The sequence below is a fragment of the Cupriavidus sp. IDO genome, assembly GCF_000812465.1.
Taxonomy (GTDB): Bacteria; Pseudomonadota; Gammaproteobacteria; order Burkholderiales; family Burkholderiaceae; genus Cupriavidus.
In genome coordinates this window covers 18,872-34,679 of the sequence record NZ_JWMA01000033.1, presented here as the reverse complement: position 1 = coordinate 34,679, position 15,808 = coordinate 18,872, and the positions used below count along the sequence as shown (strand labels likewise).

The 15,808-nt window shown below is 65.8% G+C and carries 15 protein-coding genes and 1 pseudogene; 8 read left to right on the top strand and 8 right to left on the bottom strand.

Features of this window, described 5'->3' with window-relative positions:
• Position 1 precedes the first annotated feature (1 nt).
• A complete protein-coding gene (locus RM96_RS10575; protein ID WP_238587225.1) occupies positions 2-613 on the bottom strand; it encodes a ferritin-like domain-containing protein in 612 nt (203 codons plus the stop codon).
• A gap of 154 nt (positions 614-767) precedes the next feature.
• Here RM96_RS10575 and RM96_RS10570 point away from each other — a divergent pair, with 154 nt between their 5' ends.
• From RM96_RS10570 to RM96_RS10535, 8 genes and pseudogenes are all read left to right on the top strand, one after another.
• A complete protein-coding gene (locus tag RM96_RS10570) occupies positions 768-1,370 on the top strand; it encodes a sigma-70 family RNA polymerase sigma factor (RefSeq protein WP_039010340.1) in 603 nt (200 codons plus the stop codon).
• Positions 1,367-2,095 carry an anti-sigma factor gene (locus RM96_RS10565; protein WP_039010339.1) on the top strand — a complete coding sequence of 243 codons (729 nt, stop codon included), beginning with the start codon at positions 1,367-1,369 and terminating at the stop codon, positions 2,093-2,095. Before RM96_RS10570 ends, RM96_RS10565 begins: the two co-directional genes overlap by 4 nt.
• 135 nt (positions 2,096-2,230) lie before the next feature.
• Entirely contained in the window at positions 2,231-3,640 is a 1,410-nt protein-coding gene (argH, locus tag RM96_RS10560) for an argininosuccinate lyase (protein ID WP_039010338.1), read from the top strand.
• A gap of 192 nt (positions 3,641-3,832) precedes the next feature.
• Positions 3,833-4,375, top strand: coding sequence for a TRAP transporter small permease subunit (locus tag RM96_RS10555; RefSeq protein ID WP_039010337.1), 543 nt, complete (start codon positions 3,833-3,835; stop codon positions 4,373-4,375).
• On the top strand, positions 4,372-6,105 hold the full coding sequence (locus RM96_RS10550) for a TRAP transporter large permease (protein ID WP_039010336.1): 1,734 nt from the start codon (positions 4,372-4,374) through the stop codon (positions 6,103-6,105). Before RM96_RS10555 ends, RM96_RS10550 begins: the two co-directional genes overlap by 4 nt.
• A gap of 320 nt (positions 6,106-6,425) precedes the next feature.
• On the top strand, positions 6,426-6,929 hold the full coding sequence (locus RM96_RS10545; protein WP_039010335.1) for a cupin domain-containing protein: 504 nt from the start codon (positions 6,426-6,428) through the stop codon (positions 6,927-6,929).
• 1 nt (position 6,930) lies between these two features.
• Entirely contained in the window at positions 6,931-8,739 is a 1,809-nt protein-coding gene (locus tag RM96_RS10540; protein WP_052279443.1) for a cytochrome P450, read from the top strand.
• 15 nt (positions 8,740-8,754) lie between these two features.
• Positions 8,755-9,119 (top strand): annotated as a pseudogene (locus RM96_RS10535) (type II toxin-antitoxin system VapC family toxin).
• A 78-nt stretch (positions 9,120-9,197) separates the two neighbouring features.
• Here RM96_RS10535 and RM96_RS10530 read toward each other — a convergent pair.
• The 7 genes from RM96_RS10530 to fdh3B form a co-directional block, all read right to left on the bottom strand.
• Positions 9,198-11,468 carry an arginine/lysine/ornithine decarboxylase gene (locus RM96_RS10530; protein WP_039010334.1) on the bottom strand — a complete coding sequence of 757 codons (2,271 nt, stop codon included), beginning with the start codon at positions 11,466-11,468 and terminating at the stop codon, positions 9,198-9,200.
• Positions 11,469-11,620: 152 nt separating this feature from the next.
• Positions 11,621-12,187: a dCTP deaminase gene (gene dcd / locus RM96_RS10525; RefSeq protein WP_039010333.1), complete on the bottom strand. Its 567-nt coding sequence runs from the start codon at positions 12,185-12,187 to the stop codon at positions 11,621-11,623.
• 104 nt (positions 12,188-12,291) lie between these two features.
• The gene (locus RM96_RS10520) at positions 12,292-13,122 is read right to left on the bottom strand and encodes a formate dehydrogenase accessory sulfurtransferase FdhD (protein ID WP_039010332.1); all 831 of its coding nucleotides are present in this window, start codon (positions 13,120-13,122) and stop codon (positions 12,292-12,294) included.
• A gap of 64 nt (positions 13,123-13,186) precedes the next feature.
• Positions 13,187-13,570: a hypothetical protein gene (locus tag RM96_RS10515; protein ID WP_039010331.1), complete on the bottom strand. Its 384-nt coding sequence runs from the start codon at positions 13,568-13,570 to the stop codon at positions 13,187-13,189.
• 42 nt (positions 13,571-13,612) lie between these two features.
• Complete coding sequence (locus RM96_RS10510; RefSeq protein WP_039010330.1) at positions 13,613-14,833, bottom strand: formate dehydrogenase subunit gamma; 1,221 nt, start codon at positions 14,831-14,833, stop codon at positions 13,613-13,615.
• 52 nt (positions 14,834-14,885) lie between these two features.
• Entirely contained in the window at positions 14,886-15,122 is a 237-nt protein-coding gene (locus RM96_RS10505) for a hypothetical protein (protein WP_039010329.1), read from the bottom strand.
• Entirely contained in the window at positions 15,119-15,793 is a 675-nt protein-coding gene (gene fdh3B, locus RM96_RS10500) for a formate dehydrogenase FDH3 subunit beta (RefSeq protein WP_039010328.1), read from the bottom strand. The genes RM96_RS10505 and fdh3B overlap by 4 nt, the downstream gene beginning before the upstream one ends.
• Between the last annotated feature and the right edge of the window lie 15 nt (positions 15,794-15,808).

Genomic DNA, 15,808 nt, shown 5'->3' with positions numbered 1-15,808 from the left:
GTTACCCCACAAACGCACCCGGCACCGGGTCTTCACCCAGAACGTGCAGCAAGATGGCCCAGTGCATGGCCTCGTCACCGAGGATGCTGCCGGCGGCCTTGGTCAGGTCCCGGTTGTAGAAGTTCGGCAACACGCCCAGGTAGGCGGCGGTGGCGCCCTTTTCCAGCCCGGCGGCAAAGCGCAGCACGTCGGCCTGGGTCTTGAGCTGGCCGGTCGGGAAGGCGTACTCCGACGGCTTCTTCGCCATCACCGGCGACCCGCCCAATTTCGATACCGTTCCCGCCAGCACCTGCGCGTGCGCCTTGTGGTGGCCCTGGAATTTCACCGCGGTATCGAGCACCGGCTTCTGCAGCAGCCCGCTTTCGGCGCCGACCTGGTAGGCGGCAATCGCCTGGTATTCCAGCCCGAGCGCCACGTTGAGGATGTTGACGTCGTCCTTGGTGCTGCCCGACTGGGTCTGCGCCCATGCGGGCATCGATTCACCCAGGCTCAGCACGGCCAGCGAGCCCAGCGCGAACAGCCCGGGCACCTTCAGCAAGCCGCGCCGGCGGGCATCCGGCAGCGTGATGATGGTTTCGCCTTCGCGTGCAATCTGCGCGGGCATCTGTGACATGCGGTCCATGGTGTTCTCCTGTGAGGGATGAAGACGGGGCGCCCCGCGGCCGGGGGTGCCTGGCTTGCGCCTGTCACTTCTACGCACTCGCCGCGCACTCGGATGCAGCGTCGCCTGCCTATAATCCGGCAGAGCCCTGCGAGGAACCGCCCCGGTGCCCCCTTCCCCCGAACCATCCTCTTATGCCCTGCCGGTAGATGCCGACCGGCTTGCGACGTTGCTGCAGAGCGTGGCCCTGGGCGACCGCCAGGCTCTGCGCGGGCTCTATGACCTGACCGCGACGAAACTGTTCGGCCTTGCGCTGCGTATCACTGCCAGGCGGGATTGGGCGGAGGATGTCGTGCAAGAAAGCTTTGTCAGCATCTGGCACCACGCCGGCGACTACCGGCCGCACCTGGCCGCGCCGATGACCTGGATGACCACGATCGTGCGCAACCGCGCGCTGGACTGCCTGCGCCGGGCAGCCGCGGCCCGCGTTTCCCAGACAGTGGAACTCGATGATGACCTGGGCGAATGGCTCGCCGACGATGCCGCGGGCCCGGCCGAGCTGGCGGATGCCAGCCAGCAGGCGCGCGCCCTGAACCGCTGCCTGCAGCGGCTGGAGCAGTCGCAGCGCCAGGCCATCGTGCTGGCCTACCTGCAGGACCTGAGCCACGCCGAGCTTGCCGCGCGCCTGCGGGCACCGCTCGGCACCGTCAAATCGTGGGTCCGGCGCGGGCTGGAGCGGCTGCGCACCTGCCTGGAGGGGGCGTCATGAGGCTGGTTCGCCACCCCGACCTGCTTGATCGCCTGGCGGCGCAGTACGCGCTGGGCGTGCTGCGCGGCGGCGCGCGGCGGCGGCTGGAGCAGATGGCGCGCGAAGAGCCCAGCGTGCGCGCAGCGATCAGCCACTGGCAGGCAAGGCTCGCCGGCGTGGCCGAACTGCAGGCCGGCACCGAGCCGGTCGACAAGCTGTGGTGCGGCATCGAGCAGCGGCTGGGCTGGAAAGCAGCACCGGAAGCAAGCCTGCCTCCGCAGGCATGGTGGCAGCGGCTTTGGGCCGCCCCGGTCTTCTGGCGCGGCGCCACGGCGGCGATGGCGGTCGTGACAGTGCTGGCCGTGGGCGTCGGACTACGGCTCGCGCCGCCGGAGGAAACCGCTCCGCAGCTCAGCACCGTGGCCGTTCTAAACGACGACCGCGCGCAGCCGGCCCTGCTGGTGTCGTGGGACGCCCGCGCGCGCAGCCTGATCGTAAGGCGCCTGGATCACCTGGCGCTCACGGACCGGCAAGTCCTGCAACTGTGGGCGCTGCCGGCAGGCGGCAAGCCGCAGTCCCTGGGCGTGATCGGGCGGGCACCGGAAGCCCGTCTCGCGCTGGCGCAATTTCCCGACGCGATCCCCGTGCTGGCGGTCAGCATCGAACCGCCGGGCGGCTCCCCCAATGCGGACGGGCCAAGCGGCCCGGTGGTATTCAAGGGACCGGTGATCCACAACCGGCTCTGAGACGAGGCGGCGGGCGCCGCCAAGGGGCCCGCGGGCGATATAATCTCCGTTTTCCGCAATTTCCTCGCGCATGGCCGCAGCCTGCCGGTCGCCCCGCGCGCGAAACTCCACCTCAGCACTTCAGCCTGACCGCCCATGACCTCCCAACTTGCCAAGAAAGGCGAAGCCTGGTCCGCCCGCTTCTCCGAACCGATGTCCGACCTGGTGAAGCGCTACACCGCCTCGGTGTTCTTCGACAAGCGCCTGGCCCTGTTCGACATCCAGGGCTCGCTGGCGCACGCGGCCATGCTGGCCAAGCAAGGCATCATCGCCGAGGCCGACCGCGCCGAGATCGAGCGCGGCATGGCGCAGATCAAGGGTGAGATCGAGGCCGGCAACTTCGAGTGGAAGCTCGACCTGGAAGACGTCCACCTGAACATCGAGGCACGCCTGACCGCGCTGGTGGGCGATGCCGGCAAGCGCCTGCACACCGGCCGCTCGCGCAATGACCAGGTCGCGACCGATATCCGCCTGTGGCTGCGCAGCGAGATCGACAACATCATCGTCCTGCTGGGCGCCCTGCGCGGCGCGCTGCTGGACCTGGCCGACAAGAACGCCGACACCATCCTGCCCGGCTTCACCCACCTGCAGGTGGCGCAGCCGGTCACCTTCGGCCACCACCTGCTGGCCTACGTGGAAATGTTCACGCGCGATGCCGAGCGCATGGCCGACTGCCGCAAGCGCGTCAACCGCCTGCCGCTGGGCGCCGCGGCGCTGGCCGGCACCAGCTACCCGATCAACCGCGAATTCGTCGCGCAGCAACTGGGCTTTGACGGCGTCTGCCGCAACTCGCTCGACGCCGTGTCGGACCGCGACTTCGCCATCGAATTCTGCGCAGCCGCCGCGCTGGTGATGACGCATGTGTCGCGCTTCTCCGAAGAACTGGTGCTGTGGATGAGCCCGCGCGTGGGCTTTATCGACATCGCCGACCGCTTCTGCACCGGCAGCTCGATCATGCCGCAGAAGAAGAACCCGGACGTGCCCGAGCTGGCGCGCGGCAAGACCGGCCGCGTCAACGGCCACCTGATCGGCCTGCTGACGCTGATGAAGGGCCAGCCGCTGGCGTACAACAAGGACAACCAGGAAGACAAGGAGCCGCTGTTCGATACGGTCGACACCGTGGTCGACACGCTGCGCATTTTCGCCGACATGGTGCCGGGCATCACCGTGAAGCCGGACGCGATGCGCGCCGCAGCGCTGCAGGGCTATGCCACCGCCACCGACCTGGCCGACTATCTCGTGAAGAAGGGCCTGCCCTTCCGCGACGCCCACGAAGCCGTGGCCCACGCCGTGCGCGCCTGCGACGACCGCCAGTGCGACCTGGCCGACCTGACCGTGGCGGAGCTGCGCGATGTCTCGGGCCTAGGCGACAAGGCCGCGCTGATCGGCGACGACGTGCATACCGTGCTGACGCTGGAAGGTTCGGTCGCCGCACGCGACCATATCGGCGGCACCGCCCCGGCGCAGGTGCGGGCAGCCATCGCTGCCGCACGCGCAGCGCTCTGATTTCGCATGGCGTCGTAAGTTTCGCGTAAGTTCTGCGCAAGAAAAAGCCACCGCGGCGGCAGCCCGGTGGCTTTTTTCTTTATGCATCGTACCCCTGGCGCAATGTCGTCAATGTCCGTAGGTAATAGCCCCTAGCGCCGCATCAATTTGTTACAGATAAACTAATCGCCGCAAAAACCGGGGAGACAACCCATGTATTACTTGCTTGGTCTGTCACGACAGATCGACAGGTTGAATCAGTACACAGGCAGGCTTGCAAACATCATGATCCTGCTTTCGTGCCTGATCAGCGCAGGCAACGCCCTCCTGCGTTACGGCTTCAACTTGAGCGATAACTGGCCACTCGAACTGCAGTGGTACATGTTTGCCGTTGCCGTGATGTTTGGCGCCTCTTACACCTTCCAGCGCAACGAGCATGTACGCGTAGACCTGATCTACGGCAACGTGTCCGAACGCGCGCAGCACTGGATCGACATCTTCGGCATCATTGTCTTCCTGCTGCCCTCGGCCATCCTGTTCACCTGGCTGTCGTGGGATTCCCTGTTCCTGCCCTCGTGGCGCATCCTCGAGCAATCCGGTAACTCCGGCGGCCTGCCGCGTTACCCGATCAAGCTGGCGGTGCCCGTCGGCTTCGCCTTGCTCGCTTTGCAAGGCGTGTCCGAACTGATCAAGCGCATCGCCGCCCTGAAAGGCCTGGTGCGTATCGAATCGAAATACGAGAGGCCGGTGCAATGATTCCGTTGGAATATATGCCGCCGCTGATGTTCGGCGGCCTGGTGGTATTCATGCTGATCGGGTTCCCGGTCGCATTTTCGCTTTCCGCCGTCGGGCTGGCCTTCGGCTTCCTGGCCATTGAATGGGGCTATTTCCCGATCAGCTTCCTGCAGGCCGTGCCGAGCCGCGTGTTCGGCAGCGTGCTGGCCAACGAGCTGCTGCTTGCCATTCCCTTCTTCACCTTCATGGGCGCCATCCTGGAGAAATGCGGGCTGGCGGAAGACATGCTGGACTCCATGGGCCAGCTGTTCGGCCCGGTGCGCGGCGGCCTCGGTTATTCGGTCATTATCGTCGGCTTTATTCTCGGCGCCATTACCGGCACGGTGGCAGCCCAGGTCATTGCGATGGCGATGATCTCGCTGCCGGTGATGATGCGCTACCGCTACAACATGAAGTACGCCACCGGCGTGCTGGCAGCGTCGGGCACTATCACGCAGCTGGTGCCGCCGTCGCTGGTGCTGGTGGTGCTGGCTGACCAGCTCAAGACGCCGATGGGGAGTGCCGACGTCGGCAGCATGTACCTCGGTGCATGGGGTCCGTCGGTGGTGCAGATTGCGCTGTTCGCGCTCTATACCTTCCTGCTGGCGCGCTTCAAGCCCGACTGGCTGCCGCCGGTGCCCGCCGAAGCCCGCACGCTGCGGGGCTGGGCGCTCTGGCGCAAATGCTTGCGCGGCATCATCCCCTGCGCGGTGCTGATCTTCCTGGTGCTGGGCACGATCATGCTGGGCATCGCGACGCCGACCGAGTCGGGGGCAATGGGTGCGGTAGGCGCGCTGGTGCTGGCGGTGATCCGCGACAAGGGCTTCAACAAGATTGACCGCAGCATCTACCGCATCGGCCTCGGCGCTGCGCTGGTGGCGGCCGCAGTCGGCATCTTCGCGTTCGGCTCGCATGCCTTCCGCATCCCGCTGGCGGTCATGTACCTGGTCATTCTCTGGCTGCTGCTGCGCGCCGGCCAACTGACCGAGCTGCGCCTGCTGATCGTCGAAGCCTACCAGTCCACCGCACGCATCACGGCCATGGTGGTGTTCATCCTGATCGGCTCCACCTGCTTCTCGGTGGTGTTCCAGGGCGTGGACGGCGGCGCGTGGGTGGAGCACCTGTTCACCTCGCTGCCGGGCGGCTGGATCGGGTTCCTGATCGTGGTGAACCTGTTCATCTTCTTCCTGGCCTTCTTCCTCGATTTCTTCGAGATCGCCTTTATCGTGGTGCCCATGCTGGCCCCGGTGGCCGTGAAGGTGCTGACACCGGTGGTGATGGATTCCATGGGCGGCAACCCCGAAGCCGCCGCCACGGCCGCGCTGGTCTGGTTTGGCGTGATGCTGTGCGTGAACATGCAGACCTCGTTCATGCACCCGCCGTTCGGCTTCGCGCTGTTCTACCTGCGCGGCATCGCGCCGAAGGAAGTGAAGAGTTCCGACATCTACTGGGGCGCCCTCCCCTGGGTGGGCCTGCAGCTGGTGATGGTGCTGCTGGTGATGTTCTGGCCAGGCATGGTGACCGGCCTGCTGGACAAGGGCTCGCTGAAACACAGCAACGCGGCGGAGGTAAGCATCCCGCTTGGCGGGGAGCCGGAGAAACCGGCATCGGCACCGGGAATGGCCACCCCGCCGGGTTCGCTGGAACTGCCAGGTGCCGCGCCGTCACCGGAGCCGGCAGCGCCACAGTTCGAGTTCGAGAAGAAGAACTGACTAGCGCCCGGCCAGACAGCCGGCACGAAAGAAGGCCCCGCAGGCCCCGCAGTTCTGCGGGGCCTTTTTCTTGGCTCGTATTGACCAGCGGCGCATCGATGATCACTTCCCCCGCGCGCAGCCAGGATAGCGAAACCGCACTTTCCGCGTGCCCTTGCGCCGGATTCGGCATAAGCCGCGGACGCCGCAGCCCTCAAGCCATTGTGGGCTTGTAAGCCGGGCGCGCTTCACTACGATGATTGCACGGCAGCCTCTATAAGAAGGCGGTGGCCACCTTCGGCCGCCTCCGGAGCCGGCGCCGATACAACAAGGAGAAGACGATGAACACGCGACTCCTGCGGTTCGCACCGCAACTCTCACTGATGGGCGCAGCCCTGCTTTGCGCGCTCGCCATCCTGCCGGCCGCCGCCGAGGAATCCGCCATGGCCGGCATGGAAATGATGAATCCCGCCGCTGTGAAGTGGGGTGACGCGCCGCCGTCGCTGCCCAAGGGCGCGAAACTTGCGGTGCTCTATGGCGACCCCGGCAAGGAAGGGCCGTTCGTGATCCGCATCAAGACACCGGCCGGATACAAGATCCCGCCGCACTGGCACACGCAATCCGAATACCTGACCGTCATTTCGGGAGCGCTCTACCTGGGCGGCGGCGACAAGATGGATACCTCGCAGGCGCAGGCGCTGAAAGCCGGCGGATTCCACTACCTGCCGGCCAAGGCGCACCACTATGCCTTCTCCAAGGCGCCGACAGTCATCCAGGTGAACGGCATGGGTCCGCTCGACATCAACTACCTCGACCCCAAGGATGATCCTTCGGGCAAGCAGTGACATGGCTGCGCGCCATGAACCGATCAGCGCCGGCGACAGGGTGCGGGTGGCGTCCGCCGTCGCCCTCAGCGAGGGCAGTGCCCTGCCGGCGCAGGTCGAGGGCGTTGACATCGTGCTGGTCCGCCATGGCGGCGCGGTCTCGGCCTACCAGGGCCGCTGCCCGCATCGGGGCACATTGCTGGCGGAAGGCACTATCGACGGCGGCATCCTGACGTGCCGCGGGCATGGCTGGCGATTCGCCTGTGCATCGGGCGTGAAGGTCGACCAGCCCGATGTCTGCCTGCAGCGCTTCACCGCCATGGTCGCAGGCGGAGAATTGTTTCTGGATCGTGCCGAGATCCTCGCCTGGAAGCGCCAGGCTGCGCAGCAAAGCGGACTGGATTCGGCTACGGCGGCCGCCGGTACCCCGGCGCGATCGTTGTCAGAGCTCCCGGGCCCGAAGGGCCTCCCATTGCTGGGCAGCACCCTCCAGTTGCGGAAAACCCAGCTCCACATCGACCTCGAGCGATGGTGCGACGCATACGGTCCGATCTACCGGTTCAACCTGATGCGCCGCCCGGTCGTGGTGATTTCGCATGGCGAATGGATCGACCGGATCCTTCACGACCGGCCCGAGACCTTTCGCCGGGCCAGCGCCATCGAAGCACTGTCGCGCGAAATCGGCAGCGTGGGCGTGTTTTCCGCCGAAGGTGCGGACTGGCGCAGGCAGCGCCGGCCCGTCGCGCAAGCACTCGACGCCCAGCACCTGCGCGACTTCTTTCCGACCCTTGCCGTCGTTACCCTGAGACTGAAGCATCGTTGGGAACAGGCCGCCGCCAACCGGTGGCCGGTCGACGTGCAGCGCGACCTGATGCGATACACGGTCGATGTCACCACCAGCCTGGCCTTCGGCTATGACATGAACACCCTGGAGCGCGAGGGCGGCACCATCCAGCAACACCTCCAGCAAATCCTGCCAATGGTCAGCCAGCGCGTGAATGCGCCGTTTCCGTACTGGCACTACTTCCGGCTGCCGGCCGACCGCGCATTCGACCGTGCCGTGGAGGCGGCACGCGATGCGATTGGCGAATTCATCGCGGCGGCGCGCCGGCGGCTCGCGCAATCTCCGGACCGCGCGGCACATCCCAGCAATTTCCTGGAAGCCATGATCGCCGCGCAGGCGGCGGGCGAGGCCCCGCTCAGCGATGACGAGCTGTATGCCAATATCTTCACCATGCTGCTGGCGGGCGAAGACACCACCGCCAATACCATCGCCTGGATGATGCACTTCATGTGCTGCAGCCCCGCGGTCCAGCGCAAGATGCAGCAAGAGGCGGATGCCGTGCTGGGCGAGAGCTATGTGCTCAAAGACTTCGGGGACGCCGCGCGGCTCGTCTACATCGACGCGGTGGCGCAAGAATCGCTGCGCCTCAAGCCGGTTGCACCGCTCTTCTTTCTCGAGCCCAACGAAGACGTCGAGATTGGCGGATACCTGCTGCCGCGAGGCACCACAATCATGCTGCTGACCCGGCCCAACGTCCTCAGCGACAGCAGCTTCGCCGCCGCCCGCGAGTTCCGGCCGGAGCGCTGGCTGGAAGACTCGGCCGCGGCCCATCATCGCAGCGGCTTCGTGCCCTTCGGCTCGGGGCCACGCCTGTGCCCGGGCCGCAGCCTGGCCCTGCTCGAGATCAAGGCTGCGCTGTCGATGGTGTGCCGGCAATTCATGCTTAGTCACGCGCCGGGCTCGGGGCCGGTCGACGAGGCCTTTGGCTTCACGATGATGCCGACCGGGCTGCGGGTGGTGTTTGGCGCGCGGCATGCCCATGGCTGACGGCGTCGCGAAGGCTTGTGCGGCGTGCGCGACTTCTTTCGGCAGGCAATCCGGGACAACGCCGCGCTCTATCTGTCGGTACTGACCGTGGGCGAACTGCGGCGCGGGGTTGCGCTGATTCGCCATCGGGGCGACGTATCGCAGGCGGACAGGCTGGAGCGGTGGCTGGGCAGCGTGTGCTGGACGAGTTCGCGCAGTACATCCTGCCGGTGGATGCGGACATCGCCCAGGTCTGGGGCAGGCTGCGCGTGCGCCGGGCCGAGCATGCGCTCGACAAATTCATTGCCGCAACAGCGCTGATTCATGATCTGACGCTCGTCACGCGCAATGTGGACGATTTTGCCGGCACCGGCGCGACGTTGCTCAATCCCTTTGCCTGAGCCCGGCCGGTAAAGTGGCGCGCCAAATGAAAGGGCCCCGCATCGCTGCGGGGCCTTTCGGTCTGGTCAACGGCAGCTTCAGCCGCCCTGCTTCACGCAATCCACGAAGTACGCGGTCTTCCCGTCCACCTCTTCCTCCACCAGCCCGTGGATGTCGGTCTCGAAGCCCGGAAACAGCTTGTTGAACTCGCGGGCGAACTTCAGGTACTGCACGATGGTGCGGTTGAAGCGTTCGCCCGGAATCAGCAGCGGGATGCCCGGCGGATACGGCGTCAGCAGGATGGCGGTGACGCGGCCTTCCAGCTCATCGACCGGCACGCGCTCGATCTCGCGGTGGGCCATCATGGCCCAGGCGTCCGACGGCTTCATCGCCGGCTCCATGTCCGACAGGTACATCTCGGTGGTCACGCGGGCGACGTCGTTGGCCTTGTACACGCTGTGGATGGCGTCGCACAGGTCACGCAGGCCCATGCGCTCGTACTGCGGGTGCTTGGCCACGAATTCCGGCAGCACGCGCCACAGCGGCTGGTTCTGGTCGTAGTCGTCCTTGAACTGCTGCAGCTCGGTCACCAGCGAGTTCCAGCGGCCCTTGGTGATGCCAATAGTGAACATGATGAAGAACGAGTAAAGCCCGGTCTTCTCGATGATGATGCCGTGCTCGGCCAGGTACTTGGTGACGATGGCCGCCGGGATGCCGCGCTCGCTGAACTCGCCGTCCACGTCCAGGCCCGGGGTGATGATGGTGGCCTTGATCGGGTCGAGCAGGTTGAAGCCGTCGGCCAGGTCGCCGAAGCCGTGCCAGCGCTCGTTGGCTTTGAGCATCCATTCTTCGCGGTCGCCGATGCCGTCTTCGATCAGCGCGTCCGGGCCCCACACCTTGAACCACCAGTCGCCGTTGTTGCCAGCTTCGTAGTCGCCTTCCACCTTGCGCATGGCGCGGCGGAAGTCCAGCGCTTCCTGGATGCTCTCTTCCACCAGCGCGGTGCCGCCCGGCGCTTCCATCATGGCCGCGGCGACGTCGCACGAGGCAATGATCGAATACTGCGGGCTGGTCGAGGTATGCATCAGGTAGGCCTCGTTGAAGCGGTAGCGGTCCAGCTTGCGCGTTTCCGAGTCCTGCACGAGGATCTGCGAAGCCTGCGACAGGCCGGCCAGCAGCTTGTGCGTGGACTGCGTGGCGAACACCAGCGCGTCCTTGCTGCGCGGGCGGTCCTTGCCGATCGCGTGCATGTTGCGATAGAAATCGTGGAACGCCGCGTGCGGCAGCCAGGCCTCGTCGAAGTGCAGCGTATCGATCTCGGAAGCCAGCATTTCCTTGATCTGCTCGGCGTTGTACAGCACGCCGTCGTAGGTACCCTGGGTAATGGTCAGGATGCGCGGCTTCTGGTTCTTGGCCTTGCTGGCGAACGGGTGATTGGCAATCTTGCGGCGGATCGTCTCGGGATCGAACTCGCTCTTGGGGATCGGCCCGATGATGCCGTAGTGGTTGCGCGTCGGCATCAGGAACACGGGGATTGCGCCCGTCATCATGATCGCGTGCAGGATCGACTTGTGGCAGTTGCGATCCACCACCACGATATCGCCCGGCGCCACATTGGCGTGCCACACCATCTTGTTCGAGGTCGACGTGCCGTTGGTGACGAAATACATGTGGTCGGAGTTGAAGATGCGCGCCGCATTGCGCTCCGACGCGGCCACGGGGCCGGTGTGGTCAAGCAGCTGGCCGAGTTCATCCACCGCGTTGCAGACGTCGGCGCGCAGCATGTTCTCGCCGAAGAACTGGTGGAACACCTGGCCGACCGGGCTCTTCAGGAACGCGACGCCGCCCGAGTGGCCCGGGCAGTGCCACGAATACGAGCTGTCCTGCGCGTAGTCGATCAGGGCCTTGAAGAACGGCGGCGCCAGCGTGTCGAGGTAGACCTTGGCTTCACGGATGATATGGCGTGCCACGAATTCGGGCGTGTCCTCGAACATGTGGATGAAGCCGTGCAGCTCGCGCAGGATATCGTTGGGGATATGGCGCGAGGTGCGCGTTTCACCGTACAGGAAGATCGGCAGGTCCGAGTTGCGGCGGCGCACTTCGTTGACGAATGCGCGCAGTTTCTCGATGGCGGCGGCTTCGGGCTGGTCGTCGGCACGCACGAACTCGTCGTCGTCGATCGACACGATAAAGCTCGAGGCCCGGCTCGATTGCTGGGCGAACGAGGTCAGGTCGCCGTAGCTGGTCAGGCCCATCACCTCCATGCCTTCTTTCTCGATCGCTTCGGCCAGCGCGCGGATGCCCGAGCCGGAGATGTTCTCGGAGCGGAAGTCTTCGTCAATGATGATGACGGGAAAGCGGAATTTCATCGGGCATCCTTGATGGAGGAAAGCTGGACATAAAGGACTTGAGCCACATGGCCGCCGGGGAGTTCCCCGCGGCGGCGGCATGTGGCTCTGACGTCAGGTTTTGGCGCCCCCGGAGGGCCGCGCGGCCGGCAGACGCCGGCATTGTAATGCGCTCAGGTCTTGGGCAGTGTGACACCGTGCTGGCCCTGGTACTTGCCGCCCCGGTCACGGTACGAGGTCTCGCAGACCTCATCGCTTTCGAAGAACAATACCTGCGCGCAACCCTCACCCGCGTAGATCTTGGCGGGCAGCGGCGTAGTGTTGGAGAACTCCAGCGTCACATAGCCTTCCCATTCCGGCTCGAACGGCGTCACGTTGACGATGATGCCGCAGCGGGCATAGGTGCTCTTGCCCAGGCAGATGGTCAGAACGCTGCGCGGAATGCGGAAATACTCCATCGTGCGCGCCAGCGCGAAGGAGTTGGGCGGGATGATGCAGACATCGCCCCTGAAATCCACGAACGATTTCTCGTCGAAGTTCTTCGGATCGACGATGGTGCTGTTGATATTGGTGAAGATCTTGAACTCGTCGGCGCAGCGGATATCGTAGCCGTAGCTCGAGGTGCCGTACGAGACGATCTTGCGCCCGTCCTGCTCCCGGACCTGGCCTGGCTGGAACGGCTCGATCATGCCGTGCTGTTCCGCCATGCGGCGGATCCACTTGTCGGATTTGATGCTCATAGAGGTTGGAGGGAGGTTGGACAATAGGCGCTGGCTCAGAGTGCCGCGAATTGTACAACCATTCCGGCCCACCGCCCTTGCACGAAACCGACTGGAAGTGCCGGCTACGCCACCGCATCTTCCGGCAACCGGTGGCGGAAGCGCTCCCGGCCCGTATAGAGCAGGAAATGCTTGCCGGTGCAGCGCGCGAACAGCGTCAGGTTGACGCGCTGTGCCATCTGGTAGCCCATCTGCGTCACGCCCGAGCGCGACAGCAGGAACGGAATGCCCATCTGGGCACCTTTGATGACCATTTCCGAGGTCAGGCGGCCGGTGGTATAGAAAATCTTGTCGTCGCCACCCATATCCTCCAGCCACATGCGGCCGGCAATGGCGTCCACCGCGTTATGCCGGCCCACGTCCTCCACGAACATCAGCATGTCGCTGCCCTTGAACAGCGCGCAGCCATGCACGGAGCCGGCCTGCTTGTAGACCGACTGCTGCAGGCGGATGGTATCGACGATGCTGTAGAGCGTGTCCTGCTCGAGCGTGGCACCGACCGGCAGCCGGATATTGTCGATTTCGTCGAGCAGCGAACCGAACACCGTGCCCTGGCCGCAACCGGTGGTGACCACGCGGCGGGCTGTGCGCTCTTCGATGCGGTCGACACCGGTGCGCGTCGTGACCGCCGCCGATTCGGTTTCCCAGTCCACCTGCACCGCGGCAATGTCCTCGATCGACTCCACCAGCCGCTGGTTGCGCAGATAGCCCAGCACCAGGTGCTCGGGGGCACCGCCCAGCGTCATCAGCGTGACCAGCTCGCGCTTGTCGAGATAGACCGTCAGCGGGCGCTCGCCGGGCAGGTAGGCCGGGCGCACACGGCCCTGCTCGTCGACGACCTCGACTTCTTCGATCAGGGGAACGGCTGCCTGGGTAAGCTCGGGACGCAGGGGCATGGATGGCTCAGACGCGGGCTACGGAGATTGCCCCATGCCGGCCGGGCCTGCCATGGGGCGCGAATTACGGTGCCTTCGCTGGCGATTGTACTGCCGCGGCGGCAGGCTTCGCCTCGGCCGCGGGACCGGGAGCGGGAGCGGGCGCCGCAGCCGGCGCGGATGCGGCGGACGGTGGCACGAATGGCCCGGGGTCGGCACAGGCCGGCGTCTGCATCGGCTCCTTGGTCTGTTTGCCCTGCGCCTTCATGTCGCTGTAGTAGCGCGCGGCCGTCTTGTCCTGCACCTGGCAGAGCTTGTAGGCCGCCACTTTGTCGGTCCAGGCAGTGCGGGCCTTGGTTTCCTCGGCCTTGGCCTTCTGCGCGTCGGTCGGCGGCGGCAGCTTGGCCAGGGCGCCGGCGGTACCAGCCGCGCTGGCGGCGAGGGCGATCAGCATCAGGATGCGTTTCATTGGTTGGTTACCCTGAACGGTTCTGTGGAACGCCGCGCAGCCTCAGGCCTCGCCGGGGCTGCGCCGGCCGGGACGGCCGGCTGCGGCGTCGGGCGTGGCGGAGCGCTGGACGGGGATCTTGCCGGCCTTGATGTCGTCGTACCAGAGTTCGTGGTGCTCCTTGGCCCACGCCTCGTCGACCCAGCCGTCGCGCATGGCGCGATAGGCGCCTTCCATGCCGATCGTCCCCATGTAGATATGCCCGCAGGCCATGGCGATCATCAGGACGGCGGCGATGCCGTGGATGACGTTGGCGATCTGCATGGTGCCGCGGTAGTAGTCCATGCCCGGCACGATCATGTCGAGCACCCAGCCGGTCGCCGACAGGATCAGGCCGAACACCACCAGCCCGCCCCAGAACCACAGCTTCTCACCGGCATTGAAACGATGGCTCGGCACGTGCTTGCCGGATATCAGGCCACCCAGGCTGGTGATCCAGCGGATGTCGTCACGGCTGGGCAGGTTGTCGCGCACGAAGATCACGAAGGCAACGATGATTGCGAGCGTAAAGACCGGCCCCGCCACGTTGTGCAGGTTCTTCAGCAGGTATGTCAGCCAGCCGAACAGCGTATGCCCCATCACCGGCAGCAGGAAATGCTTGCCGAACAGCATCACGATGCCCGAGATCGCCAGGATCACGAACGAAATCGCCATGGTCCAGTGCACGACCCGCTCGGCGGGCGTAAAGCGCTCGATCAGGCGGCCGGTGCGCGGCTCGCGCAGCGGAATCATGCCCCGCCAGGCAAAGAACGCCAGGATGGCGGCGGGCACCAGGATCACCAGCCAGCCACCCCACACGGTGATCACGCCGTTGCGAAAGAGGCGCCACTTCTGCCCCGTGCGCTGGATCAGCACGCCGGCCTCCTTGGCAGGCAGGCTGCTGTAGTGCGCCTGGTCGGAATTGACTTCGCGCCAGAACGGCGCGTTGTTGCCCGGCTGCTCCTTCGTGCGGGCCTGCTGCGATTGCGCCTCGGCGGCGATATCGCGCTTCGGGACGTTGAAGATGTTCTCGGACGCGATGCCCGCAAACGGCTGCACCGGATGCGTCGCCGGATTGTTGGCGTCGGCCGCGGCAGCGGCGGCCGGCGTTGCCGGAGCCTGCGGTGCGGATGCCGCGGTCTGGGCGATTGCACCGCTGCCGGCCACGGCCAGCACGCCGGCGGCCAGCCAAACCCGCCAGCGACCAGCCAGGCCCGCGCGGCACGAATTCTGCGTCGGCGTCATATGCCCTCCTTCGGGTCATCGATGGCTCGCGCCCGGTTTCCCTGCTGCGCGGTCATTGCGTGCGGTTGTATTCGTTCTGGTTCTGATTGCGCTCGTGGATCTGGTTCTGCCAGCTGGTCTTGTCGCCCGGCGTCCAGCCCTTCACCACGAACGGGTCGTCAGGTGCGCCCTGGTAGGCCTGCGTGTCCGACTTCCGGTGCGATGGGCCGATGGTCTGCGGCTTCTCGCCGCAGGCCGCCAGCATGGCACCGCACAGTGACAGCAGGGCAATCGTGCGGAGGCGGCTCATGACGGCTGCCCTCCTCCGGTGGCAGGTGCGGAAGGCGCAGCAGGCGCGGCCGGCGCCGCGGGTGCCGCCTGTTCGCCACCCTTGGTCGTCCCGTAGGCAGTGCCCCAGCCGAACACATCGCCACCCTTGCCGCGCTTGATCACGCGGTTGCGCAGGATATCGGCAATCACATCGCCGTCGCCGCCGAGCAGCGCCTTGGTCGAGCACATTTCGGCGCACAGCGGCAGCTTGCCCTCGGCCAGGCGGTTGCGGCCGTACTTCTCGAACTCGGCTTCGCTGCCATTCTTTTCCGGGCCGCCCGCGCAGAACGTGCACTTGTCCATCTTGCCGCGCACGCCAAACGTGCCGGTGGCCGGGAACTGCGGCGCGCCGAACGGGCAGGCGTACGAGCAGTAGCCGCAGCCGATGCAGACGTCCTTGTCGTGCAGCACCACCCCGTCCTCGGTACGGTAGAAGCAATCGACCGGGCACACCGCCATGCAGGGCGCGTCCGAGCAATGCATGCAGGCCACCGAGATCGACTTCTCCGCCCCGACCACGCCGTCATTGACGGTCACCACGCGGCGCCGGTTCACGCCCCACGGCACTTCGTGCTCGTTCTTGCAGGCGGTGACGCAGCTGTTGCATTCGATGCAGCGCTCGGCGTCACAGATAAATTTCATGCGTGCCATAGTGTTCCCCTGCTC

Excerpts from the sequence above, each read along its gene's own strand:
- dcd (WP_039010333.1), bottom strand. The coding sequence starts at position 12,187 with ATGAGCATCAAATCCGACAAGTGGATCCGCCGCATGGCGGAACAGCAC.
- RM96_RS10575 (WP_238587225.1), bottom strand. The coding sequence starts at position 613 with ATGTCACAGATGCCCGCGCAGATTGCACGCGAAGGCGAAACCATCATC.
- RM96_RS10530 (WP_039010334.1), bottom strand. The coding sequence starts at position 11,468 with ATGAAATTCCGCTTTCCCGTCATCATCATTGACGAAGACTTCCGCTCC.
- RM96_RS10565 (WP_039010339.1), top strand. The coding sequence starts at position 1,367 with ATGAGGCTGGTTCGCCACCCCGACCTGCTTGATCGCCTGGCGGCGCAG.
- RM96_RS10520 (WP_039010332.1), bottom strand. The coding sequence starts at position 13,122 with ATGCCCCTGCGTCCCGAGCTTACCCAGGCAGCCGTTCCCCTGATCGAA.
- RM96_RS10555 (WP_039010337.1), top strand. The coding sequence starts at position 3,833 with ATGTATTACTTGCTTGGTCTGTCACGACAGATCGACAGGTTGAATCAG.
- RM96_RS10540 (WP_052279443.1), top strand. The coding sequence starts at position 6,931 with ATGGCTGCGCGCCATGAACCGATCAGCGCCGGCGACAGGGTGCGGGTG.
- fdh3B (WP_039010328.1), bottom strand. The coding sequence starts at position 15,793 with ATGGCACGCATGAAATTTATCTGTGACGCCGAGCGCTGCATCGAATGC.
- RM96_RS10550 (WP_039010336.1), top strand. The coding sequence starts at position 4,372 with ATGATTCCGTTGGAATATATGCCGCCGCTGATGTTCGGCGGCCTGGTG.
- argH (WP_039010338.1), top strand. The coding sequence starts at position 2,231 with ATGACCTCCCAACTTGCCAAGAAAGGCGAAGCCTGGTCCGCCCGCTTC.
- RM96_RS10545 (WP_039010335.1), top strand. The coding sequence starts at position 6,426 with ATGAACACGCGACTCCTGCGGTTCGCACCGCAACTCTCACTGATGGGC.
- RM96_RS10505 (WP_039010329.1), bottom strand. The coding sequence starts at position 15,122 with ATGAGCCGCCTCCGCACGATTGCCCTGCTGTCACTGTGCGGTGCCATG.
- RM96_RS10515 (WP_039010331.1), bottom strand. The coding sequence starts at position 13,570 with ATGAAACGCATCCTGATGCTGATCGCCCTCGCCGCCAGCGCGGCTGGT.
- RM96_RS10510 (WP_039010330.1), bottom strand. The coding sequence starts at position 14,833 with ATGACGCCGACGCAGAATTCGTGCCGCGCGGGCCTGGCTGGTCGCTGG.